The following is a 26,033-nucleotide window of genomic DNA, read 5'->3' as shown; positions in this document are numbered from 1 at the left end:
GGTAACTAATGTTACCATTTGAAATTTGAAGGAGAAATTTTCATGACTACAAAACAATATATAAATACACTTAAAAATATTCCCTTGTTTGGTGATTTTTCTAAGGAGTATTTAGAAAGGTTAATTCAAGGTTCTAATAATATAAAAAAATATAAGAAAAATTCTATAATTTATGAACAAGGCGATAAATGCAATACTTTAGATATTATAATTGAGGGAATAGTGTCAATAGAAAAAATAGATGAAAATGGGAATGTTTTAGTAATATATGAATTTAGAGGTGGAGATATTTTAGGTAGCAACCTAATTTTTGCTCAATCTAACAAATATCCTATGACTATTTTATCTAAAACTGACTGTACAATACTAAGTATACAAAAAGATATAATTCTAAATCTATGTCAAACCAATAAGTCTTTCTTGCTTGAGTATATAAAGTTAATCTCAGATATAACAGTAGCCATAGGAACAAAACTAAATTCTATAACATTAAAAACTATCAGACAACATATACTAGAATTTTTAAATTGCGAATATAAAAAACAAGGTACATATAAAATTAAACTTTATATGACTAAAAAAGAATGGGCTGAAAGATTAGGAGTTCAAAGACCTTCCCTTTCTAGAGAACTAATTAGAATGAAAAATGAAAAACTTATTGACTACGATAAAAACAGTATTACTATAACAAATAAATCAATAATAAAATATTAACTCCCAGGAGACTTAGATTTCCTGGGAATTTTCACAAAAGCATTTAAATTCACAATATCTACATTCATTTGAATTGTCTTTTATACTAAGTTCTGTTTCAAAATCATAATTTTGTATTGTCTTTATAATATTTTCTATATATTTTTCATGAGCTTTATATTTTTCCTCTGAATAGTCTATTTTTATAACTTCTGTATGTGTAGGTTGCCAATATATCATTGTTATATCTTTTTCGCTAATATCTTGTCCTAAAACTTTCTTTGACATTTTTTTTAGCAAATACATATAAACTACTGTTTGTATGCTGTTTTCTAGTTCAAATTTTTCTAGTTTCTTTTTTTGAGTCTTCCAGTCATATATTTCTATTTTTCCATCTTCTCTTATAACTATTAAATCATACTTTGCTAATAACCTTATTCCTTCGTTATTAATTCTTATTTCGTATTCAGGAAGATAAGTATCTTTATCATTTACTTTAATAAACCTTTGAATGTTACTTATCCATAAATCAAAAATACTACCTTTTTGTATTCCAAGAGGTATTTTTTTGAAATACCTTTCGCAAATCAGATGAAAATCTTTACCTATCTCAACACTTTCAGATATATCATCTAATTTATCATCCCTCCAGTGTATTTTATCTATATACTTTATCTTAAATTTTAGTGGACATTTTAGAAACGTACTTAATGAAGCTTGGCTGTAATAAAAGTTATTAGAATTTCTAATGTCTATCATACTTTATCTTCTCACTTTCAATAAAATTTTTTAAATGATTTATATATAAAGAAGGAACTTCTTTATTTGTTTTGTGAGACATAAGTATCAAAGTTTCTTTAGCTCTAGTTATTCCAACATATAAAAGTCTCGCTTTTTCAGCTATAACTTCTTGTCTTGACTTTATTAATGGATCTTCATAGGTTTTTTCATTTAAAGCTTTTTTTAAAGAGTCCTTTAAAGAAGCTAAAGGATTTGCATATTCTTTCTTTAGATATCTATTTTCACCTAAAAATCTATCTGTTAATTTTACAGGAAAGTTACTACTTGTAATACCTAATATAAATACACAATCCCACTCAAGCCCCTTAGCTTTATGTAGTGTAGATAAAGTTACCTTACCTTTAGTTGGAGTATACCCCTTCATATCATAAACAAATTTAGCAAAATAATTGAACCTATTGTTTTTGCTTTTACCTAGCTCATCTGCTATATCTTTAATTGTCCACTTTGGATTACTTTTTAATAATATCTTTAGATCATATGCTATATTCTGAACTATCGCTCTTTGCTCTCTATCAAAATTTAGTTTTTCTCCTATGTATAAAATAAGCTTATCTACTGATATTTGAGGGAAATTAAGAAAATTTCTAATTAAATCTAAATATTCTATAAACTGTTCATATATAGATAGATTTTTTATATCATCAGGAAATGATATCTGCGAACTTGGATAAATGATATCCTCTAAATTACATTTTCTTATATACTCATAAAGTATAATATCTTCTGTTGTTTCATTTTTTATAAAAATATTTTTAAATATATCCTCAAACATTTCATTGTCATATGGCATATGTATATATTTTAGTATTTTAGACAATATTGTAGCAGTTTCTAATTTTTCACTAGATATATCTGATAACTCATCATAGTCTATATTGTTTTTTCGTAATTTATCCGAAACATTCATTATCATATTTCCAGTAGGAATTAACGCAGCTATAGTTTTATCCGGATACTTTTGTACATATTTTTTATATAAATTTATAAATCTTTCTATCTCATCTTCCCACGAGTTTTCTATATACACTCTTATTCCATAATTTGAAGGTTTTGGATTTTCAGGTTTTTCACCTTCAGGTACAATATTTAACATTTGATTTTCCAGTGCATTTGTGCATTGCTTTACAGGATGCTCTTTTCTTACCCAGTTTACTAGATAATTAGCTAAATCTATTATTTGCTTACTACTCCTACCCGCTGTAAACATCTTTTCTAACTTGTTAGCTGTTTTACAAAAATTACTAAACAACTCTGGACTAGAGGATGTAAAAGTGCCTGTAATACTTTGATTTAAATCTCCAACTCTGACTAAATTTCCGTATTTTTGTGATAATATTTCAAGTATTTTTCCTTGTATTTTATTGCTATCTTGACATTCATCTTCAAATATATACTTGTATCTACTCTGAAATTTATTTTTTATGTATTCATCTTCCTTAAGTAGTTTATATGCAAAATATAATAAATCATCATAATCCAAAAGACCATTCTTTTTTAGATATATATCATATTCTTGATATACATAACTTGCAAGCCTTAAAATATTTGTTTTGTCTAAATCTTTTGTTATATCATTTAGTTTTTCAGCTGATATTCCTATAGATTTTAGCTCTCCTATAAAAGAATTCATAGCTCTAACAAAACTTTCCTCTACACTGTTATAAACTTTTCTTAAATCTGTATCTTTGTTTATATTTATAAAATTATCAAATTCATTTCTCTTTAAGTCCTTGAACCTTTTAACTGCATGTGTTATCAATGAAACTTGAGTTACAGAATCTATAATCTTAAATTCATCTGACAAATTTAAAAAATCTGGCTTTTCCTTTATTATCTTCATAGCCAAAGAGTGAATAGTCATAACTTCAAAGTCTTTACAAGAATTTATTCCTTTATCTTCTAAAAAATCTAATATTCTAGATTTTATATTACTACATGAACTAGTCATATATGATAAGATTAGTATTTTACCCGGTTTATGTTTTCCTTCTAATATTAACTTGCCAACAAGATGGGTTAAAACAAATGTTTTTCCTGCTCCAGGAACAGCTGGAATTGCCATAGTTCCATTTGTATAGCTTATTATATTTATTTGATCAGATCTATACTTCAATGATATCACCGCCAAATGCATTTATTATGGCATCTAATAATATGCCGCTTTGCTCATACCCACTAGCTGAATATATGCTATCAAATAAGTATAATTTATCCTTACACCTACCAATTAAACTCTTAAATATTATATTTAGATATCTTTTTCTATTTTTTTCTTCTATATCTTCAGTATAAATATCATTTATATTCCACGTTTTAGTTAAAACATAAGGATTTTCAAGTTCTGTTACATTTCTTGGAGACCACATATCGTTTCCTAAATCTGCCCATATATGTATCTTGTTATAACTTCCTGAAGCTAAATATGTAGACGGGGTAGCTAATGTTACAAAACTGCTTGAAAGCCTTTCTTCCAACGTATAAATAGATTCATTTGATTTAGCTCCACTTTTTATAAACTTTATAAATTCTAGATTAGGATCTTTTATCGATTCAAATTTAGATATTATATTTATAAAATTAGTAGCAGAATCTACTATTTCTCTACATGCGTTTATATTCTCTTTTCCCGCTGGTAAAGTTATTAAAATTTCAAGATATACTTTTCTAAAGAATTCATCTATATTCAATCGTTCACCTTGTTTATAATTTTCAATCCATTTTCTTATAAATTCATATTTTTCTATATATCTATCTCCAACTCTATCTTTAATCTTTTCGTCCTTAATTTCTTTTAATAAAATAATATTATCTTTATTTTCATAAATATGTTTTATCAAAATAGATACTCTTATAGGATCTATGTTCATCAAAAGAAGAAGTAAATTTTTCACATCATCTTCATTCACATTAACTTTTTCAAACTCATAACAAAGACACGCTAAAATAACAAGAGCATATGAATATGGATTATCAACTATTGAGCTTTTTCTACTTATATTTAATACTTCATAGCCAAGCTGTTTTATATTATTGGATAATACATATTCAAAAACTATATCATTTACTGGAGATATTACAGCTATATCTTTCGGTTTTATCCCCTGCTTTAATAAAGTTACAACTTGTTTAGTTAGACTTTCTATCATATCACTTCTAAACTCTGACCTAGATATATATATATCTTCATATTTTTCTATTTTTCTTGTCGTAGAGTTAACTATATTATTCGAAACACACATTTGAAAATCATAAAATTTGTTTTTACTATAACTATAATCTAAACTTACATTCTTATATTTATTTACTATATTCATTTTAGTATACAAAGGATCTGCTCCATGTCTTATTCCAAATCCACCGTCAGGATTGTATAAAAGAAGACTAGTTTTTGTATAAGGTATTAACTGTTTTATAAAATCTATTTGGGAAGGGGTACATTCTTCTAGATTATCCACTATCAAATGTTTTATATTTCTCACCAGATACTCTTTATATAAAGGATCATTCAGAAGATATTTATTGTATAAAAATACACTTATCCCATAATCTATAATACCCTTTTCTAAACACCTTTTTATATAATAATCTATAATATTATCCATATCTTTAAAAATATTTTGTTTTATAAGATCTTTATTTTCTAATGAATTATAAAGTCTAGTTCCTATTTCTTCTATCGATATACTCGGAAGAGATGCCTTAGTGAGATTAGATATAACTGATATTGCTATTCTATCTGAGGGTGAATTTAATCCCAAAAGCAATCCTTCCTTATTCCTTTTAAATTCAACAAGCCTATTCATAAGACATTGAGATGTTTCGAATGTATGAAAAACTGGCTTTATAGAATCTTTACCTATAAGATCACACTTTTGAACAACTAATGGCCAAAACCTTATAAGCTCCTTTTGTATAAACCCAAAATAAGATGTTATTTTTATTTCTCCACATCCTTTAATGTCTAAATTTGATCTATAAATTAACGATTGTATTCTATTTAAAACTAAAACTAATATTTGTTCACTTTTTATATTTTCATTTTCTATCATGTGTCTATATCTTTCAATAGCAATAGTTGTTTTACCAGTTGCACTAGATCCATTAACAACTATACAGTTAGTATCAAATTCATAATTTACTATCCTTTTTTGTGTATCGTTCATGTTTTTTCACCACCTAGTTAAATAAACTAATACTATAATTATAAACTTTTTACGTTTATTTTAAAAAGAAAAAAAGCGCCATAAAGGCACTTTCTAAGCTGATACACGTAAAGATTTTCTACTTAAACCTATCAATTTATTTTTTAATTCTTCTTTAGATAAAGTTTCAAATATTATATATCCATCTTTTAATATTTCTTCATAAGTCCAACCACCAATATTATTTCTATGAGCAACATAAGCTAGATCTCTTTCTTCTACTCTTATTTCTTTAGTTATTTTATCCTCTACAACAATATATAGTTTTGTACTTTGTAAACTATTTTTTTCTCTTTTTTTTCTAAACACAAACTTTAATATACTCATGCTTTGCAACCCCCATCCACATTTTCGGTTTGCTAGTTAATTTTTTATCTAATAATACTATATGTAAATTTCTTGTTTTAGGTTATATCTTGTTTGTTAATTGTTAATCATTTTATTTTAATTCTATCATGATACTAAGTTTTTTGCAATATTATTTTTGTATTTTCTGTTTTTTCGCCATCTTTCTTGCTAGAATATTGTATTCTGGTTAAGGTATACAGTGTTCACTTTGTTTTATATTTAACATATTTTTCTATCTTTTAGGAAATCGTTTTTTGTATTAGTATAATTATAAATCTAAATATGGATATTTTTTTGTCAATCAGAATTGTTATTTACTTTTAATTCATTAAAGTACATAATTTCCTATGTGTTATAAATAAAAAGTGGGATTTAAATAAATCCCACTTTAATTATAAACAGATAATCTATATAAACAGATTTACATTTGATTTTTCTGCTTCTCCAAGATATGCTGCAACTCCACCAATTTCAACACCCTCTATTAATTCTTCTTTTTTTATGCCCATAACATCCATTGACATTGAACAAGCAACAATCTTTACACCATTTACTTTTGCTTGTTCTATTAATTCTTCAAGAGAAGCTATATTCTTCTTTTTCATTATTCCACGAATCATCTTTGGACCAATTCCTCCCATGTTCAACTTAGATAATGCTAACTTTTTACTTCCTCTTGGCATCATCTTTGCAAACATCTTTTCAATGAATGTCTTGCTAACTTTAGCTGATGTATCTTTTCTTAAAACATTTAGTCCCCAAAATGTAAAGAACATAGTAACAGGCCTTCCCATCGCAGCTGCACCATTTGCTATTATGAATGATGCAATAGCCTTATCTAAGTCTCCACTAAACACAACCATTGTTTTTCCTTGTGGTAACTCGACATTTACCTGTGTATTATCTTTTTCTTTTTTACCCTTCATAACATAAGCAATATAATCACAACAAGTCTTTTCAGTTCCAATTAGAGTATTTCCTGTTCTTTCACACCAAGCCTTTATATCTGTTGCAAATCCCGAGTCCGTTACATGTATTTCTAGAACATCACCTTCATTCACCTTTTCTATTTCATTCTTTACCCTCATTATTGGACCTGGGCACTGAAGCCCACAGGCATCAACTTTTATTGTTTTTTTACTTAAAGTTACTTCTTTTTTCTCTTCTATTGATTCAAGTTTTGTCATTTCATCATTTAATTTTAATCCTTCACCGTATTTCATATTATAGGCAAGAACTAAATCATATCCACCACTTAAATTGTATACATCATAAGTCTTTTGAGTTAATATTCTGTATGCAATATATCCTCTTAAACCAACTTTGCAATAAACAATTATCTTTTTATCCTTTGGTATTTTATTTATGCTCTTTCTTAATTCATCAACTGGAATATTTACTGCACCTTCTAAGTGTCCAGCTTCAAATTCAACATCTGTTCTAACATCAATTATAAAGTATTCATCTTTATTTATACCTTTTAGTTCATCAACGTGTATAATCTTCATATCTCCTTTTAATATGTTTGCTGCTGTGAAACCAGCTATATTCACAGGATCCTTCGCTGATGAATATGGAGGTGCATAGGCAAGTTCAAGTTCTTCTAAATCATAAACTGTCATTCCAGCCCTTATTGCAGTTGCAATAACATCTATTCTCTTATCAACACCATCTCTACCCACAATTTGTGCTCCAAGTATTTTACCATCTTCAGGTGAGAAAAGCAGTTTTATTGTCATTTGGAATGCTCCTGGATAATATCCAGCATGCGAACCTGATTGAGTATATGATTTAACATAAGGAATACCTTGTGTTTTTAATGTTTTTTCGTTATTCCCCGTTGATGCTGCTGTCAAATCAAATACTTTTATGATTGAAGTTCCTTGGGTACCCTTATATACACTTTCTCTACCACAAATATTATCTGCTGCTATTCTTCCTTGCTTGTTAGCTGGCCCTGCAAGTGGAATTAGTGTATTCACTCCATTTATAAAATCTTCAACTTCTATTGCATCTCCAACGGCATATATATATGGATCTGAAGTTTTCATATTGGAATCAACTTTAATTCCACCACGCTCACCAATCTCAAGACCTGCTTTCTTTGCAAGGTTAATCTCAGGTCTTACCCCTATTGCCATTATAACTATGTCAGTATTTAATTTCTTACCGCTTTTTAAAGTAAGTTCTAAGGTATTGCCCTTTTCAAACTTTTCAACAGCATCTCCAACTATTAATTTTATACCGTTATCTATCATATGCTTTTCTATCATCTTTGCCATCTCAAAATCAAGTGGTCCCATAACTTGTTCAGCTGCTTCAACTAAAGTAGTATCAATGCCGATATGTTTTAGGTTTTCTGCCATTTCTATACCTACATATCCACCACCAATTACTACTGCCTTATTTATCTTGTTCTTTGTAACATGTTCTTTTATTCTATCTACATCCTCCATATTTCTTAGAGTATAGATTTGATCTAAACTTACCCCTTCAATTGATGGTACAAAAGGAGCTGCACCTGGTGAAAGAATTAAATAATCATATTTTTCTTTGTAAGTCTTGCCATTTGACACAACTTCTACTTCCTTTGTATCTGTAAAAATGTTTGTAACTTCACTGTGCGTTCTTACATCTATATTAAATCTTTTTTCCATTCCTTCTTCTGTTTGAACAAGAAGTTTTTGCCTTTCATTTATAGTTCCACCTATATAATATGGCAGACCACAGTTAGCAAATGAAATATATCCTCCTCTTTCAAACATTATTATTTCTATATCTTCGTCAAGCCTTCTAAGTCTAGCTGCTGCACTTGCACCCCCTGCGACCCCTCCTATTATTAAAACTTTCTTTTTCATATTATCATCTCCTTAGATCTATTCTAAATTCTTACGAGTTTATTTTTAAATCTATATATTGTAATATTATAATATATCATCCTCTAGTTGGTTGTCAACAAAATATATCAAGACAAAATAAATTTCGGCAAAAAAAACAACTTGCCAATACATAGCAAGTTGTCTTGTTGTATATTATTATCTGCTTTATAATTCAACTTTAAATTTGTTTACTATATTTTTTAGATCAAATGCCATTTCACTTAGTGTTTGCGCTGTTGATGCAACTTCTTGACTGGATGCAGTAAGTTCTTCTGATGATGCTGCTGCTTCTTCAGAAGATGCTGTATTTTCTTCAACGATAGCACTTATACTTTCAACTTTATCTAATACTTCATCTTTAACTTTTGTCATTTCACCCATTCTTTGATAAGTGTTATCCATTAAAGGACCTACTTTTTCAATTGAATTTAATATATCTATAAAAGATATTACTGTATTATCAACTATACTATTTTGAGAATCTATAAAATCTTTTACTTTGTTTGAAGTATTTATAACTTCTTCAGTATCATTTTGAATTAAACTTACAAAATCAACTATTTCTGTTGTAGATTTTTTTGACTGCTGTGCAAGCTTTCTAACTTCCTCTGCAACTACTGCAAAACCTCGACCAGCTTCTCCAGCTCTTGCTGCCTCAATAGCTGCATTTAAAGCAAGCAGGTTAGTTTGTTCTGATATTGCATTTATAACATTTGTTATATTGTTTATTTCTTTTACTGATGTTGTAAGAGTTTGTACTTTATTTATAACAGTATCAAAAGCTTTTTTTATTTCATTAATAGACTTTACAAGTTTGTCCATTTCTTTGTTTCCTAAGTTTGCTTTGTCTGTTGTATTTTCAGTTTCATCTTTTACTTTTTTAAGTTCCGTATAAACATTTTCGATATTAGTTGCAAGATTGTGAACTAGATCTACAATAGCTTGTAGGTCGCTCGCCTGTGATGTAGCACCTTGTGCCACTTGCTCCATTGTTTTAGCAAGGTCTTGTGATGATGATGCCATCTCGTCTGATGTAGCCGAAAGCTGCTGTGAACTTGCACTTAAGTTTTGTGTATTTACCATTACTTGTGATAAAGCATTTTTTAGGCTTTCTAAAGTTATAGTAAGGGATTTTTTCATTTCATCAAATTCATTATTGCCTTCAATAGTTAGCTTTGTTGTAAAGTCTCCTTCTGCTACTTTTTCTAATATATGTCTCATTTCTTTTACACTTGAATCTATCAATTTAATCACAAATATAGAAATAGTTAACACGAAAACTAAAGATATGATTATTATTAGAATATTTAGTTTTGCTACAGTATTATTAGTTTCCTCTGCTTGCTGGTTTAACTTTTCTGCTTCTAGTCTGTTTAATTCTATTAAGTTATCTATATTTCTTTGAACTAAACTTCCTACATTATCAAACTCTGTTAAACGCTCTAAAAATTCCTTCTTTGACATTACGGAATTTGCTTTTTCCCAAACAACCATGTAATCTATTAAACTTGATTTTAAATTATGTATCAATCTCTTTTCTTCATCTGTCATTTCAATTTCTTCATATTCTTTTATTATATTTTGAATATCAGCATATAAATTTTTGATATTACTATCTAAATGAGAGTCATATTCTCTTAAAGCATTCAGTCTAAACGCTCTATTAGCATTTATTCTCATATATAAAAAGTTTGCATTTATTTGGGCTGCTTTCTGGCTTGGAATTAATCTATTGTTATACATATCTTTAATCAATTGATCACCTTTATTTGTACCATAATATCCCAAAATACCAACTGTAGTTATAAATAACAACGAAATTGTTACTAAAGTTAATAAAATTGTTTTGACTTTGACTCTTTTAAATAAATTTTTATTCTTTTTGATGTTTTTTGTCCTCATTTTTCAGCCCCCCTGATGACTTTTTGAAACTCATAAAAAATTATAGATTTTAGAAAAGTTGTAATGTGCTTCAAAAACGTATTTTTTAAATTTTCAAACGAAAACTTTGTTCTTATTATATCATTTATTGTCATTTTAAGTAAATATTAAAATAAGATTAAATATAACAACAAAGCAGGCTCGATGAAAGTCCTACCTTAACCATTGACAAAAATACACAAAACCGCCTAACAAATTGTTAGACGGTTTAATTTACAAATAAATATTGAGTAAGCCTATAAGCCGAGATATAGTCTAACTACAACGCTTTAAGCTTTTTGTCCTGCAAAAGATGGTATTTTGAACACTTTCAGAACTTTATTAAGTTTAGTAAATAACACACTTTTGCAAAAAGTAAACTAATAAGTGTTCTGTACCACAAAAAGGAGGAAAAAGAGCATGGAAATTTGGGAAATCTTTGAAGAATTTATTGATTTTTTGGCAGTAGAAAAAAACATTTCTAACCACACAAAAGCGAATTATTTTAGCGATTTTAAGATTTTTATTAATTTTTTGGTTACTAACGGAATAAAACCCGAGTTAGAGACCATTAAAACGAAGGATATAAGAAAATATCTTGTGCATCTAAAAACCGAAAAACAATACGAAAATGAAACAATTAGAAGAAAAATCAATAGTTTAAGTAGTTTTTTTAAATTCGTATTTGAACATGAATATGTAGACAAAAACCCAATGGGACCCATAAAAGCTCCAAAACGAGAGGAAAAACTTCCGATTTATTTAGGAGATAAAGAAATAGAAGAGATAATAAAAGCTACGATGAAATTCGGAGAAGAGAACGCATTAAGGGACAAATGCTTTATAAAAACTTTAGCTTATACAGGGATGAGACGACAAGAAGCTATAAAATTAAATTGGGAAGATGTGGATTTTAGCCAAAATATTATTAAAATTAAATTCGGGAAGGGTAAAAAAGAAAGATTAGTTCCTGCCCCCGATAGTTTAATAACAGATTTATGGGCGTATCTACAAACAAGGCTACCCTTAAGTAATCAGGCTGTCTTCATTTCTGCTACAGGGAATAGACTATCCCCAACATCAGCTCAGCATATTTTTAAAAAATATGTAAAGAAAGCTGGGTTGGGAGATAGGGGGTACACAATCCACAAGCTTAGACACAGTTACGCCAGTTTACTAATTCAAAACAATGTGGATTTGCTAAGTGTTCAAAAATTACTTGGACACTCGGATTTAAATTCTACCAAAATTTACACCCATATAAATACTAACTTTTTAAAAGAGCAAGTAGAAAAACTACCCTTTAAATAGTATATATAGCCCCTTAAGGGGCTTTTTAATTTTTATCGTAACAAAATAAATTCTCTAAAAAACCAGAACAATGGAATACCAAATGCAATCATAAAAATATCTCCAAAAATTTCTACTAAAATATCTTGCACATATTCTTTGTTGCTTATTTTTTCTTTTATTTTGTTTTTTATTTTTTCTTTTAATACTGTTATGTTCATTAATTTATTACTCCTTTACTTTTATAATGTTAGTTTTATAATTTTATAGATTTAAATTAATAAATACTTTATTTAACTCTTCTTGCATAACCCCAATGTATCGCTTTGTAATTGTTAATGATGAGTGATTTAATCCTTCCATTATAAGCATTGGATTAGTTCCCGTTTTCCAAGCCCAGTAACCCCAAGTTTTTCGTAAACTGTGAGGACTAATAGGCTCTTCTATTCCACACCATTCCCCTCCTTTGCTGAGTATGTAATGAGCTTGTTGGCGTGTTATTGGTTTGTTTTTCCCTTTTTTACTCCTAAATAAATAATCTTCCATTCTTAATTTTTCTTCCTTCATGTATTCCTTAAGTGCTTTCCTCATATTTTCATTTATTGGAATTTTTCTTAATTTATTAGTTTTTTGCTCCTTTAGTTCTATGTATTCTCGAATCTTTTTCCCATTATAAACATCCTCTAACTTCAAATTTAGTAAATCTCCGATTCTTAGATTTGTATTAATACCAAAAATAAATAATAAATAATCCCTTAAATTTTTATTCTTAAAGTAAAGCTTCAGTATTTCTATATGTTTTAAATCTTTTATAGGGCTTACTGTTCTCATTTATATCCCTCTCTCTTATCTTACTTAATATACTTATATAATACATTATGTCAGATTAAAACTCAAGCTTTTTTATGTTTTATAGCAAAGCTTTATTTTAAGCCATTCTTTATCTTACTTAATATTTATTGTGTCAGATTACTTATATGTCTTTATTTTATAGAACAATATGATACAATTAATACTAAGAATGAAAAAGGGGTTTTAGAAGATGATAAACGAAATTTATAATAGAACATTAAATTATTTGGACAATATAAGTAAGGAAGAAAGAAAAGAAATAGGACAATTCTTTACCCAGCCATCCATAGCTATTTATATGGCAAGTTTAATGACTATAAATAAAAACAGTATAAGAATATTAGATGCTGGAGCTGGTAGTGGCATTTTAACTTCTGCTCTATGTCAAAAGTGTTTAAAAAATAACAACATTGAAAATATAGAAGTTATCTTATACGAAAATAATGAGACTGTTCTCCCTCTACTACGGGAAAGTATGGAACTTATATCTACTATAATGGAAGAGGATAATAAAAACTTTAGATATCAAATTGTTAGCAAAAATTTTATCCTCGATAATGAAAGTTTCTGGAAAGGAATAAAGGAAAAAGAAGAGGAAGAATTATTTGATATAGTTATATCAAACCCTCCATATAAGAAGATAAGAAAAAATGATAATGAAGCTATTGTCATGAAAGATATAGTACATGGTCAACCAAATATTTATTTCTTATTTATGGCTATGTCTGCAAAGTTATTAAAAGCAAATGGCGAAATGATTTTTATTAACCCAAGGAGTTTTACATCTGGAGCTTATTTTAAGGAGTTCAGGAAATGGTTTTTGGATAATGTTAAAATTACTGATATTCATCTTTTTAATAATAGAGGAAATGTATTTAAATCTGATAAAATATTACAAGAGACTTTAATTTTAAAAGCTAAAAAGACTGATAAGGAAATTAAAACAATAAATATAACAACAAGTCCTGATGATAGTTTTAATAATATTACCAAGTTAACTGTATGCAAAAATATACTAATTGATAAAACTACAGATGATAAATATATTTTAATACCAACCAATCAAGAAGAATTGGAAGTTTTAAATTTATTTAATAGCTGGAACAACAATTTGGAGAGCTTAGGCTTTAAAATTTCTACGGGTAAAGTTGTAGATTTTAGGGCTACAGAATTTTTAACAGAGAAAAAAAACGAATATACAGTTCCATTATTATGGGCTTCTAATTTTAACAATAATAGAATAATACATCCTATTAAAAGAGAAAAAACTCCTCAGTATATACTACTAAATGAAAAAAGTAAGAGCTTATTAATTGAAAATAAGGATTATATCTTAATTAAGAGATTTACTTCTAAGGAAGAAGCTAAAAGAGTTCAATGTGCTTTATATTTTACAAAGCAATTTAATTACAATTATATAGGAGTGGAAAATCATTTAAACTATATCTATAAAGTAAATGGAGATTTTAGTAAAGAGGAATTGTATGGACTATTTACTGTTTTAAACAGTTCTTTTGTAGATAAGTATTATAGAATCCTTAATGGTTCTACACAAGTAAATGCAGGAGAAATGAATGCTGTTCCTCTTCCATCATTAGAAAAAATAATAAATATTGGTCAAATTGCACTAAATCAGAGCAATATTACTGTGGAATTTTGCGATAAAATTATAGAAGATTTTTTTATAAATCAGAATAAGTATTTTAAAAGCGTAATATAGGGGGGATAAAAATGATAAAAATAGAAGAGGCTAAGGAAGTCTTAAGACTTCTCGGGTTGCCTAAAAGGCAACAGAATGACCGAAGTGCTTACACTCTATTAGCATTATTAAATTTAAAGCAAAATGATAATTGGACAGATGCAACAATAAATTTAATTGGAATTCATGAAATTATTGTATTTATCGCAAAGGAATATAATTTTGAATACGCAGAAAATAGTAGAGAATCAATAAGGAGACAAACAATCCACCAACTTGAACAAGCTGGAATTATAGAAAGAAATGCTGATGACCCTACAAGACCAACGAACAGTGGTAAAACTGTATATTCAATCACTCCAGAAGCATTAGATGTAATCAAATCATATGGGACTGATAAATGGGAAACTAAATTGGAAAAATTCTTACAAAATAAAGAAAAATTAGCCGAAAAATATCTAATGAAAAGGCAAATACACCAAATCCCTGTAAAAATAGACACAGATGAGGAATTAATTTTCTCTCCTGGTGAACATAACGAATTACAAAAACTAATCATTGAGGAGTTCGGTTCACGATTTGCTAAAGGCTCTAAATTATTATATGTGGGAGATACAGCAGATAAGAATTTATATAGATTAGATAAAGAACTTGAAGCTATTGGAATTCCTTTTGTAGAACAAGATAAACTTCCTGATGTTGTGTTATATAATAAGGATAAGAATTGGATTTTTCTTTGTGAAGCTGTTACAAGTCATGGTCCCATTTCTCCAAAACGATTTATAGAATTGGAAGAAATGTTAAAGGATTGTACTGCTGGAAAGATTTATGTTACTTGTTTCTTAGATATGTCCACTTTTAAGCGATACGCTGATGAAATTGCTTGGGAGACAGAAGTATGGATTGCAGAAATGCCAGACCATTTACTCCATTATAACGGAGATAGATTTATGGGTCCTCGAGATTAAAAAGAATAAGAGAGCTTTGATAGCTCTCTATTATTATGACTATGTAGCCCCTTAGAAGGAGGCTTTGCAAGTAATTAGCATCTTTTAATACTGTTATGTCTCTAAATTTATTGTAATCTATTTTAATTTCCCATGCTGGTTTATCTTTGTAGCTCTTGTGCTTTTCTATATATTTAGCTTCTGTTTTGTTATTTATTTTTATAAAACCAAATTTCTTATTTTTTAAATCTAAAGCCAAAACACAAACGGTGTTATTTTCTGCGTGTTTTTTTAAGTTATCTAACTTTGTAGTTCTAAAGTGAAGTTTTTTGTTTTGCTCCCAAAAGCCATTGAAATCCGTTACTATTTCAACCATAAAATTTTTCTCTCTCACACATTTCCCATTGTTTGCCTGTATTCTTTCCCTTTCTACTAATAAGTCTGGGATACTTTTTACTTGGTTAGCTTTAAGGAATTTCCTTTCTGCATCTACAGAATTTAAGTTACAAGTAAATCCGTTTAAGTTATTTATTATATTTACAACTAAATCCTCTGTAACCCAACCGAGCAGGACATCCTTAGCGTAGTCAACTGCCCCTGTCCATTTTTCTTTATTTTTACAAGTGTTTAGAATTTCTATAAGTTCTTTATTTTCTATTTTTCCATGTAGGATATTACAATAATCTTGTCCATATTTTTCTTCTACATATTTATAAACATCTATATCGAAACACTCTTCTATTATTTGTATTTTATTTTTAATTTTTTCTAATGTGTTCACTTTTCTCTATTCCTCCTTATTGTGTATTTTTTTAATTTTTATATTATAGATATGTAAAGGAGAAATATAACTAAAATTGTAAATTATTTTATACAATTTTGTTTTATTTTGTAGTCTATAAGGGTTTTACTTTTTGGTAGGGTTGTATTCTATAAGGGTTTTACTTTAGTAAATTTGTTAATTTATATGTCTCCCCTAATGGAGAGGAAATGTGTATTGTAATGCTTGTGGTGTTATTGCCTCTTTACTATTTTTATAATCAACATCTTTAAAGTTTTTAAAAAATAAAGAATGATTTTCATTAAATTTAAAAAATGTAGAGGCAAATTTATTTACAGTTATGGGATTATTGCGAAGCCTTAGGGCAATTAAGCCCGTAATATCTATATTTATAACAACACTAAAGAAAAGAAAAATACTATCACTGAAATAAATATACTAATTTAAATTACTGCTTTAAATAGTAATACTGCTCTACCAAGTTTTATGAAATCAATTCTATTTTTTTTCGTTATACATGGTGTATTGTTCATTATTTCGGTCAATTATTTTTTACATTTTTAAAAATCTATTATATAGCCATAAAAATAGGCAAAAAAAAAAGAAGAGGCTAATCCTGCCCCTTCTCCTCTTCTTTATCTTCTTCATTTTCTGGCTGATATATAATCCCTGCCAACACCAAAATCCCTAAAAATGCTTTTGTAATTTCTGCATAGTTTTGAGGCAATACATCTACCCCAAAAGCTTCAAGTAAAAGTGGTATAAATGCAAATACAGAAGCCCAAAGTGCATATTGCTTTAATTTTTCTTTATTCATTTTTTCTTTTTCTCCTTTCTTTTATTTATTTTTTTTAATCTATATAAAAAGACAATAAAGTTAACTGCATAACTCCATTGCCTTGAATTAGTTTAATATTTTTGTTATTATCTCGGGATTTGCTCCAATAAGAATAAGTAAAGCTGAACATATTGTAATAATGACATAAAGATAAGCCTTATTGTAAAAAGCTCGTTGCTCTTTTAGTTGTGTATTTGTTATATTTTTTATATCTTCCATTTGAATGTTACTGTATCTAATATCTTGTTTTATTTCTGCGATTAATAACTCTAATTTAAAGTATTTATCTTCCACTTCTTTCATCCTGCTCTTTAACTCCTTATTATCTTCCTTATATTCTTCCTTTAATTTTGTTAATTCCTTTCCTAATTTTTGAAGTTCTTTTTCCAATTCTTGAAGCTTTGTTTCTTGGTTTTGTCGTTCTCTCTGTGTTTCCATTTTGATTGTTTCCTCCTCTGTCTATTTTTTTAAATAATTTATAATGTTTAGTGCTACTACTGCCATTTCTGCTCTTGTAAGTGGTGCATTTGGGTAAAAATTTCCGTCTGTGTATCCATTCATGATTCCTTTTTCTATTATTTCTCTAATTTGTTTTTCTGCCCAATGCCCTTCATAGTCTTTTTTCATATTCATTTTAATAATTTCCTCCTTTTTTTTCTGTACTTGTTGAATAAACCAATTCCAACGCCCTGTGTCCCTAAGAATACGAGGACAATTTTTTCCACTCCAATCGTAATGCTGTTTAATTCTGTCCGTATCCCATTTCTTTTCCATTAGAATTCTGGCTACAAGTTCTATTGCATTTTGAAGGGTTTTTTCTCTATCTCCACTTTCGCAAATTTCGATGGCAATAGAAGCCATATTCCCCTTTCCTCTTCCATCTCCTGCATTCCAAGAGTTTTCGGCTGTTTGTGTGTTAGGGAAGATATTTTTTAACCCTGTAGGGATTACTTCTATAGCTTCTTTTTCGTCTACTACAATGTGATAGGATGCTTGTCTGGTATTAGTTGGGTTCGTTAACCAAGCTCTTTCGTTTTTAGCTGTAGAACTTGGGTTTCCTGTGCTGTGTATTGTTATATATTCGCTTATTAGTGGTATAGCTGGTCTTCTGTTATTTGGTGTAGATTTTGGAATTAAATCTGTTATATATTGCATTTTCATTCTCCTTTCTTTTTGTTTTGGGTATTAAAAAGACCCCTTAAAGGGGTCTAATTGTGTTATGAAAATAAATTTATTAAATTTGCACTTCTGTTCCAAAAATCGGGATACTAATTAACTCCGTTCGCAATAACGCATAAGTTGCTTGGTCTGTTTCTTTTGTACCGAAATTTTTGAAAGCGTATTGAAGTTGCATAGTATTATTGATTATAGAATAACCCATTAACATAGGGCTTTCTTTGTCGAAAGTTCTTCCCGTAGTAATTAAAATATAAGTGTAGTCCACAGAATTAATGGTGTGTAGTCCTCTTTGTTCTACATTATGATTAAACCATAAATCAAAATTCTCTATATCGGGAGCATCTGAGACTTCTATCCAATTTATATTATCGAAATTTTCTCCCGTACTTCCCCCACTATTGTTTATTATTGTTTTTCCTTTTTCTTTTGCTTTTCTCGTTAATTTTGCCATATAATCGAAGAAGTTTTCTTTTGGTAAGTTATTGTTTTTTCTACTACTTGCCCTTACTCTATAATTTAAATAAGTTCCATTATCGCTTATTTCTACACTGTCCACCACAAACTTGTCCATATTTAGTCCAAACATAGGAATATCTGCATAAATATAATCCCCAGGCACATAGATTTCCTTAAATGTTTCGTATTCTAACTCTATTGGTGGTGTTCCAAATTGGTCTAATAAATTGTCTGCCAAATACTCTGCATATTCCAAAGTTTTTATATTTGCATCTTCTATTACTCTTCCCCAAACCCCCGAATCTCCATTAATAGCACTCATTCTTACTATTTCATCTGAAAGTTCCTTAACAAAATAAATATAATCATCTTCGGTTAGATTTTCTGGTGGAAGCTCTTCTTCTCCTTGATATTCGCCTCCAATAATGAAAAGCTTGTTGGCATAATTGCTTAAATCCTGATTAACTCTTATATTTCTAAAATCTGCATTCGCTTTTATTATTCTATCTTCTTCTATATGGTCAGTAGCTGTACTGATATAACTATCGAAATAAAGCTTTTTCCTATGGTCTATATACCAAATAAATCCACTTGCTTCTGCCATTACATCCAATATTTCTTTTAAACTTTTCGTATTAAACTCTTCTATTTCTGTTTCGGCAAGTTGAACCCCTGCTTCTATCCATCCTTCGGTAACGCCTTCTTCCTCCAATAAGGGAAGAATATATTGCCTAATCCAAAACCCTGCTCTATTTGTGTCCTCTTCTGGATTTGGGTTTGAGGGTTCTTGATTAATTCTTGCACTTATAGTCCTTCGCTTTGGAATAATGTTATAGTTTGTACATTGGACTTCTACAAAAATATTATCTTCGTCTATATATTCAAAGGAAAGATTTGAAATAAGTCCACCGAATAAAGGCTTATTAAACATTCCCAATATCTCTACATCTTGTGTAATCTGTATTTGGGAAGCCTGTTGAGAGTTAAGGATAAGTGTAAAATCTGCAGAGTAGTCCTTAACTTCCCTACTAATCCTTAGACTTTCACTTTTAAGCTGTGTGGTAAAATCTACATCATTTATTAGTAATTGCATTATGCATACACCCCCATTAATTTAAGTTCTCTATAAATTTCCTTCGCTAATTCTTTAGCATTCTTTTCTTGCCCTGCGATAACAATTTCTACTTTTCCTATTGTCATGTTTGCCATTCTTTCTGCTGTTCTATCTGCATTTGTAGTATATCCAGCCCATTTCATAAGTTGTTCATCTGTCATTTTGTTCAATCCCTTTAAGTTCCCTAATTCAGTTATGTCTGTCTGCATAAGCTGTGCTAATATGTCTTGACTCAATCCTCTTTGGCTAAGACTGTTTAATATTTGCTCCCTTTCTCTGTATGCTTTGTCTCTAAGTTCTGCATTTCTAAGGAGTTTCCAAGTAGATGTCGCCTTATATTTAAATCTCTCGAAAATTCCAATTTGAGACTTCATACTATCTTGAAGACTTACGATTGCTGATGTTATGCTATCTATAGCACTTGCCACTTTTTGGGCTTCTGTGTCTACTTTATCTCCTATTTTTAAGTCACTTTCTAAACTTTTAAAGTTCTCCAGAATATTATTAATCGCACTACTATAATCCTTTTTCGTTTGTGTCTCTAAATCATCTTTAGCTTCTTTTTTTATTTTGTCCATATGCATATTAGTCCACTTACTGCCAAGATTTTCGTATTCCTTTAATTCTGGGTTGTTTATATATTTATTGCTTTCAACCAAGTTATCTACTGCATTTTTTTCCCTCTTATTGCTGTTAATTAGTTCATCAGTAAAATCCCATGCTTTTTTAGATTCATCTTTCCAGAATTGTACTTTATTATAAGCTAATTCCATAACAGCCAAGGGGATTAGCATCGTCTGATAAATTCCTTCCATTCCGATTTTTATTAAACTCTTAAACCAATCGAATGTTGATTTAATTCGAGTGAAGGAGTTTTTCCAAGCGTCTGCAATGCTTTGGGTAGCACTTAGATTTTTTGTTTCTGCCCAAATAAAAGACCCAACTAACAGTGATATAGCTGATATTACTAACCCTATAGGGTTTATAATTGCTCCTATCGCTATACTAATAAGTCCTATTCCTGTTATAATAGGGGGTATTGCAACAGCTAATAATCCAAATTGTGCGATTAATTTCTTTTTAGCTTCGCTTAAATTCTTCCACTTATCTGCCAATCCATGTGCTATATTAATCGCTTTCGATACAACTGGCAAGAATATTGCTCCAAATTCTGTAGCAAGTTCGGCAATTCTGCCTTTTAATATTCTTATCTGACTGGCTGGGTTATCCAATTCTCTTGCAAGATTTCCCTGAGCATCGGCAGAAGCTTCCAATAGTGTAATATAACGAGCAATTACTTTCTGCTGTGCATTCATCTCCTCCCCTACTTTAATAATCCCCCGTCTTACTGCTGTGTCTTTTATGGTATCTTCTTGCATATTTATCCCTAACGCCATTAATGGCATTGATTGTCCTGTCATTCCTGAACGGATTTTCGCCAACATATCTTCTGGGTCCTCATTGTAGAATGAGGACATATCGTAAGATAGTTTAATAAGGCTTGTAGATAGTTCGTAGGCAATATCTTCGCCTACTCGCATAGAATTGAACATCGTGTTAAGCATTCCCACATTCTTCCTTAATTCGTAGGCATTTAGTCCATACGCTTCCTTTAAACTCTCCGACCATTCTCTCGCACTGTCTGACATCCCTTTCATACTTTGCTCGAATAGGGCTTCACTTTCCACAACATCCATAGCCATCTGAATAGCGTTCTTTCCTACCATTGTTAACGGAAGGGAGATTGTAGCTGTTAGCTTTGTGCCTAAGCTTGTCATCCTGTTTCCAAAATCTTTAATTTGTTGACTTGCTTGTTTTAGTCCGTTTGTTAGTCCGTTTATATTTGCCCCTATATTTACATAAAGTTGTCCAACATTAAGTGCCATTTGTTTCCTCCTCTCGTGTTTTTTTTGACAAAAAAATAAACCCCCTAAGGGGTTTTTATTGATTTTTTGCCTTTTGCTTTGCTTCTTCTATTGCTTTTTCCTCAAACTCACTTTTAAGCTTAAAAAATACTTTCCATTCTTCGAATTCATATGCATCCATCTCAGATATTTCTTCTACCGTCTTTCCTAACTCTTTTGCCAATAGAAAAACGAAATATCTATCAGGATGCTCTCTTAGTTTTTTTCTATAGTTTCCTGAACTTCTGTTCCGTATCCACTTACTGCCATTATTTTGTTAAATACTTTCTCTACTGCTCCTGTATCATCGTTCGCTAAAGCTTCAACATCGCTTAGTTCAAAAAGTGGTTCTTCTGTTTCTACATCTAAGACACATTTTACTACGAATTTTGCCATATCTATAGCCACTTTCTTATCTCCGTCTTCAAATTTTTTTGCAATGTTAGGGATTTGCATTTTTTCTCCAAGCGTTAGTCCCTTTATAAGAACTTCTCCATCCCATTCCTCTACAAAATATCTTTCTTTTCTTTTATTTATCTTGTCTAAAACTTGCTTTCTACTTACTTTCGTCATTATTTTATTATTCCTCCTTTATTTTTTTATTAGTGTTATGACCCCTTTAAGGGGTCATATGATTTTTATTATTATAGATTTTAAGCTCTAAAACATTCCAACAGATTGGAATGATACTGTCTTATTTTGTGGGCTATCTATTGCACTTGAAAGTTCTTCGCTGTTTAATATCGCCCACAGTCTTGTACTTTTATTAGATTTTTTAATATCTATAAAAACAGGGTCGCCACTTATTAGCTTATCTGTAAAATAATCATCAATAATGTCCCAAGTTCCTATCGTTCCACTTGCTGTCTTAGCCCCTGTTATTCTTCTCCTATGTGTATCCCCAAATCTCGAAACATCGTATAAGTCTACATTTACATCTAAGGAATAACTATTCGCATAAGCACAAACGGAAGTTGTTACATATTTCCCGTCTATAGTTATTTCTCTTTCTTTAGCCTCTTTAAAAATAATCCTCCCATTTGGGTAGTCAATTAAAAAAGGCTCATTTACCCCATTCACTATAATAGGGGTATTATAGTCAAAAATATTTTTATTAGTATCTTTAATAGTGTAAATTCTATTATCCTCTGTTGTTACTTCCTCATCTATAAATTCTATAGGAGTTCCTCCAATTCTTATTTCTACTTGTACTCCCGTTACTTCACTCATTTTATCACCCTCCTTAAACTATTTTAGTAACAGGAGATGTTCCAGATAAAGAGCTTGAGAAAGTAACTTTCCCACCAACATCGGCACTTTCTTGGAAGTTTTCTACTATCATGTCGATTTGCTTTCCTCCTGGTTGTCCTGCTCCTTGTGGGTAATATTTAACTGTCACGATTTCTCCAGGAATTAAGTCCATTTGTCCAGCATCATCAATTAGATAGTTTCCACTTAAGGAAATATTACTGTCTTTAATTCCTCCTATTCTTCTCCTGTGTGTATCGCCAAACGCTGTTACATCAAGGATTTCTGCTAATCTGTTTAATGTTGCGTTATCTATCCCGTTTATCTTAGTATTTCCGATAAAGATTTCAGTTAAATTTCCAGCTACTTCTTTATTCATTTTTTTATTCCTCCTTTATTTTCTTGGTTTATTTTTTTTATATAAAAAAAACGCCTTAAGGCGTTAATGGTGTTATGTTTCTGAATTTATTATAATTCTTCTATTTCTATTGCGTTCAATAGGCTACTTGCTGGAGTATTTATATATATTTCTCCATTTATATTCGGTTTTAATGTTTTTGCAATTGTCTCCCCTACATTTTGCCAATAATTATAATATATAGACTGGTTCGGGAAGTAACTGTCACTTGGTCCTATATAAAAGTTAGAGCTTCTATAAGCCGAATGAGAACTACTACTAAATAAAGTAATTCTATAGTATTTGTTCGGATTTAAATTATATATTTTTAATTTTCCTAAATAAGTTCCATAGCTTAAAAAGTTATCCTTGAGAACATTGTTATAATAATGTTCTGTTTCTGTATCCATTCCTCTTAGCCCTGCCTCATCAAATCTCGAATGAACTTTTATTCCAAATCCTGTATTTATCCCACTTTCGTTAACTAAATTTGCAATGTCTCCAGCTATTGGGTCAGTTAGATTATTCCAATTCCCTTCTGTTGTCTTATATTGTTCTGTTCCTAAATCTATTAGAATTCTATTTCTTACACAAGTTCCACCACCACCATCTAATTGTTCTTCTAAATCTGCTATGGTTGTTTGAAGTTGAATTATTGTATTATTTTTTTCTACTATATCTGCTTCTAATTGTGCTATAATAGCTATTTTATCTGCTATTTCTATCTGATAATTAGTAATAGCTAAAGCCTGTGTATTTATTGTACTTTCTAACTCTTCAATTTGTATATTCTTAGAAGATATCTCAATAGTTAGTTGTTCAATTTCATTATTCTTATTAGAAATAATTAAATTTAGATTGCTTATTTCGCTATCTTTATTGGAAATAGTCAGATTTAATTGACTAATCGTTTCTCCCAACTCTACTATTTGTGTAGCCTTCACAGAATTATCTTCCTCTAATTCTACTATTCTTAAGGCTTTCGTTTCGTTTTGTAGAGTAAGTTCAGTTATTTCGATGTTCTTATCCTCTATTTCTTGGCTTAATTGAATTATAATAGACTCTTTATTAGTTAACTCTAATTGTAATCGTTCTATCTCTTCCAATAGCCTCGAGCAATCTCCTCCACCATCTTCCAACTGGGCTTCTAATTGTTGTATTCTTAGATTAAGCTCTTCTATTTCTATATTAAGCTGATTTACTATATTGTTTTGATAGTCTACATATTCTTGAACTATTGCAATTCTATCTAAAAGCTCTTGCTTAATATCTATATCTTCTACTTTTTCTATAGCAATTAAAGCTTCATTGATTTCTTTTTGTCTCTTTTCTGTCTCTGCAAGTGCTACAAGTCTCCTCGCTTCTTGTATGTCCATTAGGGTGGTATCTATGTTTCTTTGAACATAAGCCCTAAAATTAATTACAAACCCTATTCGACCATTATTATCACGCCCTAAATCGGTAACATCTCCAATTTGATAGAAGGACAAATATCTAACTTCGCCCACAACTTGCTCTTTCAAGTTATGCACGAAGTCCTTAATATTTGTAATTGTTTCATATCCAGCTTCGTAATCCTCATTTCGAACTCTAATTTGAAATGTTGGCTCTTCTATCTTGTTACCACTGGAACTCCTCTGAAATCCTCCTGTAGCAAAAATAGCGACAAGATTATCTGGTTTATCTGGCATAAATGAAAGGAATATGTCTTCTGCTATTCCCTTACTTTCTAATATGGTTTTTACATCTTTTATAAGGCTCATCTTCTTGTCCCCCTTTGAACAGCATCTTTAAATTTTTGAAGATATAATTGTTGATTTTGTTGGAAAGGGTCTTGGAGATACTTAGCTTTCGTTCCCATAGTTGGGTGATTTAATGTCATATCTTCATGTTGTTTCACACAATATTCTGTATCATAGAAAACTATCCCTTCGAGCTTGTCTTTCTTTTCTATATTTCCTACTCTTTGTATTCCTCCCGTATCCATTCCTTTTATTATTTCCTTATCATTTACTGTTGCCCTCATCGACTCCCTCATAGCTCCAGTATCTTTAGGGGCTTCTATACAAGTCTTTCGTGATAAATCTTCCATAATATTCTCCATTTCTTTAACTACTTCCCTATTTACATTCTGTAATACTCTTTGTAGATTTGCCATTACCCTTGCTGTACCAGTTATATTTACACTCATTATTGTAAAAAAGCCTCCTTTCCTTCTATTTTTCCTCTATAATTTTTTATTGTATTTATGGTTATTATTTTTTTGTTATCAATTAAATCTCCAATATTTATTTGAGTATCTTTATCTAAAAATACCCTTGAAGTGCTTATAACTTCCTCCCCCGATGGGGAAAGGATAACTTTTATCTTCTCTTCAATTCGGCATTTAATTTCTTTCTCCATATGCGATGGTTTTCCATATTCATCTATTCCTGTTTTGGTTTTTAATATTGCTGTTTCTCTAAGGAAATTATTAAACATT

25 protein-coding genes are annotated in these 26,033 nt (G+C 29.7%); 4 read left to right on the top strand and 21 right to left on the bottom strand.

Annotated features, from left to right (window positions below; all coding sequences use genetic code 11):
• Positions 1-42: 42 nt before the first annotated feature.
• On the top strand, positions 43-714 hold the full coding sequence (locus JWYL7_RS03120) for a Crp/Fnr family transcriptional regulator (RefSeq protein ID WP_066068801.1): 672 nt from the start codon (positions 43-45) through the stop codon (positions 712-714).
• Positions 715-726: 12 nt separating this feature from the next.
• Here the strand turns inward: JWYL7_RS03120 and JWYL7_RS03115 are convergent, their stop codons facing one another.
• The 6 genes from JWYL7_RS03115 to JWYL7_RS03090 all read right to left on the bottom strand — a co-directional run bounded on the left by JWYL7_RS03115 (position 727) and on the right by JWYL7_RS03090 (position 10,828).
• On the bottom strand, positions 727-1,452 hold the full coding sequence (locus JWYL7_RS03115) for a PD-(D/E)XK nuclease family protein (protein WP_066068798.1): 726 nt from the start codon (positions 1,450-1,452) through the stop codon (positions 727-729).
• Positions 1,439-3,610 (bottom strand): ATP-dependent helicase, encoded by a 2,172-nt coding sequence (locus tag JWYL7_RS03110; protein WP_066068796.1) that lies wholly within the window; start codon positions 3,608-3,610, stop codon positions 1,439-1,441. The genes JWYL7_RS03115 and JWYL7_RS03110 overlap by 14 nt, the downstream gene beginning before the upstream one ends.
• Positions 3,600-5,660, bottom strand: coding sequence for a UvrD-helicase domain-containing protein (locus JWYL7_RS03105; RefSeq protein ID WP_066068793.1), 2,061 nt, complete (start codon positions 5,658-5,660; stop codon positions 3,600-3,602). Before JWYL7_RS03105 ends, JWYL7_RS03110 begins: the two co-directional genes overlap by 11 nt.
• A gap of 93 nt (positions 5,661-5,753) precedes the next feature.
• Positions 5,754-6,026, bottom strand: a complete 273-nt coding sequence (locus tag JWYL7_RS03100; RefSeq protein ID WP_066068791.1) for a hypothetical protein — start codon at positions 6,024-6,026, stop codon at positions 5,754-5,756.
• A gap of 428 nt (positions 6,027-6,454) precedes the next feature.
• Positions 6,455-8,905, bottom strand: a complete 2,451-nt coding sequence (locus tag JWYL7_RS03095) for a DsrE/DsrF/DrsH-like family protein (protein ID WP_066068787.1) — start codon at positions 8,903-8,905, stop codon at positions 6,455-6,457.
• Between the two features lie 186 nt (positions 8,906-9,091).
• A complete protein-coding gene (locus tag JWYL7_RS03090; RefSeq protein WP_066068784.1) occupies positions 9,092-10,828 on the bottom strand; it encodes a methyl-accepting chemotaxis protein in 1,737 nt (578 codons plus the stop codon).
• 438 nt (positions 10,829-11,266) lie between these two features.
• On the opposite strand from JWYL7_RS03090, the gene JWYL7_RS03085 reads away from it, so the two are divergent.
• Complete coding sequence (locus tag JWYL7_RS03085; protein WP_066068780.1) at positions 11,267-12,157, top strand: tyrosine-type recombinase/integrase; 891 nt, start codon at positions 11,267-11,269, stop codon at positions 12,155-12,157.
• Positions 12,158-12,189: 32 nt separating this feature from the next.
• On the opposite strand, the gene JWYL7_RS10505 is transcribed toward JWYL7_RS03085, so the two are convergent.
• Together JWYL7_RS10505 and JWYL7_RS03080 are read right to left on the bottom strand one after the other, a co-directional pair.
• Entirely contained in the window at positions 12,190-12,357 is a 168-nt protein-coding gene (locus JWYL7_RS10505) for a hypothetical protein (protein WP_161937476.1), read from the bottom strand.
• Between the two features lie 43 nt (positions 12,358-12,400).
• Positions 12,401-12,967: a tyrosine-type recombinase/integrase gene (locus JWYL7_RS03080; protein WP_066068777.1), complete on the bottom strand. Its 567-nt coding sequence runs from the start codon at positions 12,965-12,967 to the stop codon at positions 12,401-12,403.
• A 211-nt stretch (positions 12,968-13,178) separates the two neighbouring features.
• Between JWYL7_RS03080 and JWYL7_RS03075 the strand changes: the two genes are divergently transcribed.
• A complete protein-coding gene (locus tag JWYL7_RS03075) occupies positions 13,179-14,708 on the top strand; it encodes an Eco57I restriction-modification methylase domain-containing protein (protein ID WP_072280158.1) in 1,530 nt (509 codons plus the stop codon).
• Between the two features lie 11 nt (positions 14,709-14,719).
• The gene (locus JWYL7_RS03070) at positions 14,720-15,655 is read left to right on the top strand and encodes a BsuBI/PstI family type II restriction endonuclease (protein WP_066068774.1); all 936 of its coding nucleotides are present in this window, start codon (positions 14,720-14,722) and stop codon (positions 15,653-15,655) included.
• On the opposite strand, the gene JWYL7_RS03065 is transcribed toward JWYL7_RS03070, so the two are convergent.
• The 13 genes from JWYL7_RS03065 to JWYL7_RS03010 form a co-directional block, all read right to left on the bottom strand.
• The gene (locus JWYL7_RS03065) at positions 15,636-16,415 is read right to left on the bottom strand and encodes a hypothetical protein (protein ID WP_066068771.1); all 780 of its coding nucleotides are present in this window, start codon (positions 16,413-16,415) and stop codon (positions 15,636-15,638) included. The genes JWYL7_RS03070 and JWYL7_RS03065 overlap by 20 nt on opposite strands.
• Positions 16,416-17,025: 610 nt before the next feature.
• Positions 17,026-17,232 carry a hypothetical protein gene (locus JWYL7_RS03060; protein ID WP_066068768.1) on the bottom strand — a complete coding sequence of 69 codons (207 nt, stop codon included), beginning with the start codon at positions 17,230-17,232 and terminating at the stop codon, positions 17,026-17,028.
• 87 nt (positions 17,233-17,319) lie between these two features.
• A complete protein-coding gene (locus JWYL7_RS03055; RefSeq protein WP_066068764.1) occupies positions 17,320-17,691 on the bottom strand; it encodes a hypothetical protein in 372 nt (123 codons plus the stop codon).
• A 21-nt stretch (positions 17,692-17,712) separates the two neighbouring features.
• Positions 17,713-18,408: an N-acetylmuramoyl-L-alanine amidase gene (locus JWYL7_RS03050; protein ID WP_066068762.1), complete on the bottom strand. Its 696-nt coding sequence runs from the start codon at positions 18,406-18,408 to the stop codon at positions 17,713-17,715.
• A 79-nt stretch (positions 18,409-18,487) separates the two neighbouring features.
• Positions 18,488-19,981: a hypothetical protein gene (locus tag JWYL7_RS03045; protein ID WP_066068759.1), complete on the bottom strand. Its 1,494-nt coding sequence runs from the start codon at positions 19,979-19,981 to the stop codon at positions 18,488-18,490.
• A complete protein-coding gene (locus JWYL7_RS03040) occupies positions 19,981-21,888 on the bottom strand; it encodes a phage tail tape measure protein (protein WP_066068756.1) in 1,908 nt (635 codons plus the stop codon). The genes JWYL7_RS03045 and JWYL7_RS03040 overlap by 1 nt, the downstream gene beginning before the upstream one ends.
• Positions 21,889-21,943: 55 nt before the next feature.
• Positions 21,944-22,090 (bottom strand): hypothetical protein, encoded by a 147-nt coding sequence (locus JWYL7_RS10500; RefSeq protein ID WP_161937475.1) that lies wholly within the window; start codon positions 22,088-22,090, stop codon positions 21,944-21,946.
• 32 nt (positions 22,091-22,122) lie between these two features.
• Positions 22,123-22,479 (bottom strand): hypothetical protein, encoded by a 357-nt coding sequence (locus tag JWYL7_RS03035; RefSeq protein ID WP_066068752.1) that lies wholly within the window; start codon positions 22,477-22,479, stop codon positions 22,123-22,125.
• A gap of 87 nt (positions 22,480-22,566) precedes the next feature.
• On the bottom strand, positions 22,567-23,136 hold the full coding sequence (locus JWYL7_RS03030) for a hypothetical protein (protein ID WP_066068749.1): 570 nt from the start codon (positions 23,134-23,136) through the stop codon (positions 22,567-22,569).
• A 13-nt stretch (positions 23,137-23,149) separates the two neighbouring features.
• The gene (locus tag JWYL7_RS03025) at positions 23,150-23,533 is read right to left on the bottom strand and encodes a hypothetical protein (RefSeq protein WP_066068746.1); all 384 of its coding nucleotides are present in this window, start codon (positions 23,531-23,533) and stop codon (positions 23,150-23,152) included.
• Between the two features lie 89 nt (positions 23,534-23,622).
• Positions 23,623-25,314, bottom strand: coding sequence for a minor capsid protein (locus JWYL7_RS03020; RefSeq protein WP_066068743.1), 1,692 nt, complete (start codon positions 25,312-25,314; stop codon positions 23,623-23,625).
• The gene (locus tag JWYL7_RS03015) at positions 25,311-25,742 is read right to left on the bottom strand and encodes a hypothetical protein (protein WP_066068741.1); all 432 of its coding nucleotides are present in this window, start codon (positions 25,740-25,742) and stop codon (positions 25,311-25,313) included. The genes JWYL7_RS03020 and JWYL7_RS03015 overlap by 4 nt, the downstream gene beginning before the upstream one ends.
• The gene (locus JWYL7_RS03010; RefSeq protein ID WP_066068738.1) at positions 25,742-26,032 is read right to left on the bottom strand and encodes a hypothetical protein; all 291 of its coding nucleotides are present in this window, start codon (positions 26,030-26,032) and stop codon (positions 25,742-25,744) included. The genes JWYL7_RS03015 and JWYL7_RS03010 overlap by 1 nt, the downstream gene beginning before the upstream one ends.
• Position 26,033 lies beyond the last annotated feature (1 nt).

Origin of the sequence: Alkalithermobacter thermoalcaliphilus JW-YL-7 = DSM 7308 (assembly GCA_001584565.1) — a bacterium.
GTDB classification, from domain to species: domain Bacteria; phylum Bacillota; class Clostridia; order Peptostreptococcales; family Peptostreptococcaceae; genus Alkalithermobacter; species Alkalithermobacter thermoalcaliphilus.
Note: the sequence above shows the minus strand (reverse complement) of the source record. Positions and strands in the feature narration are given on the sequence as shown.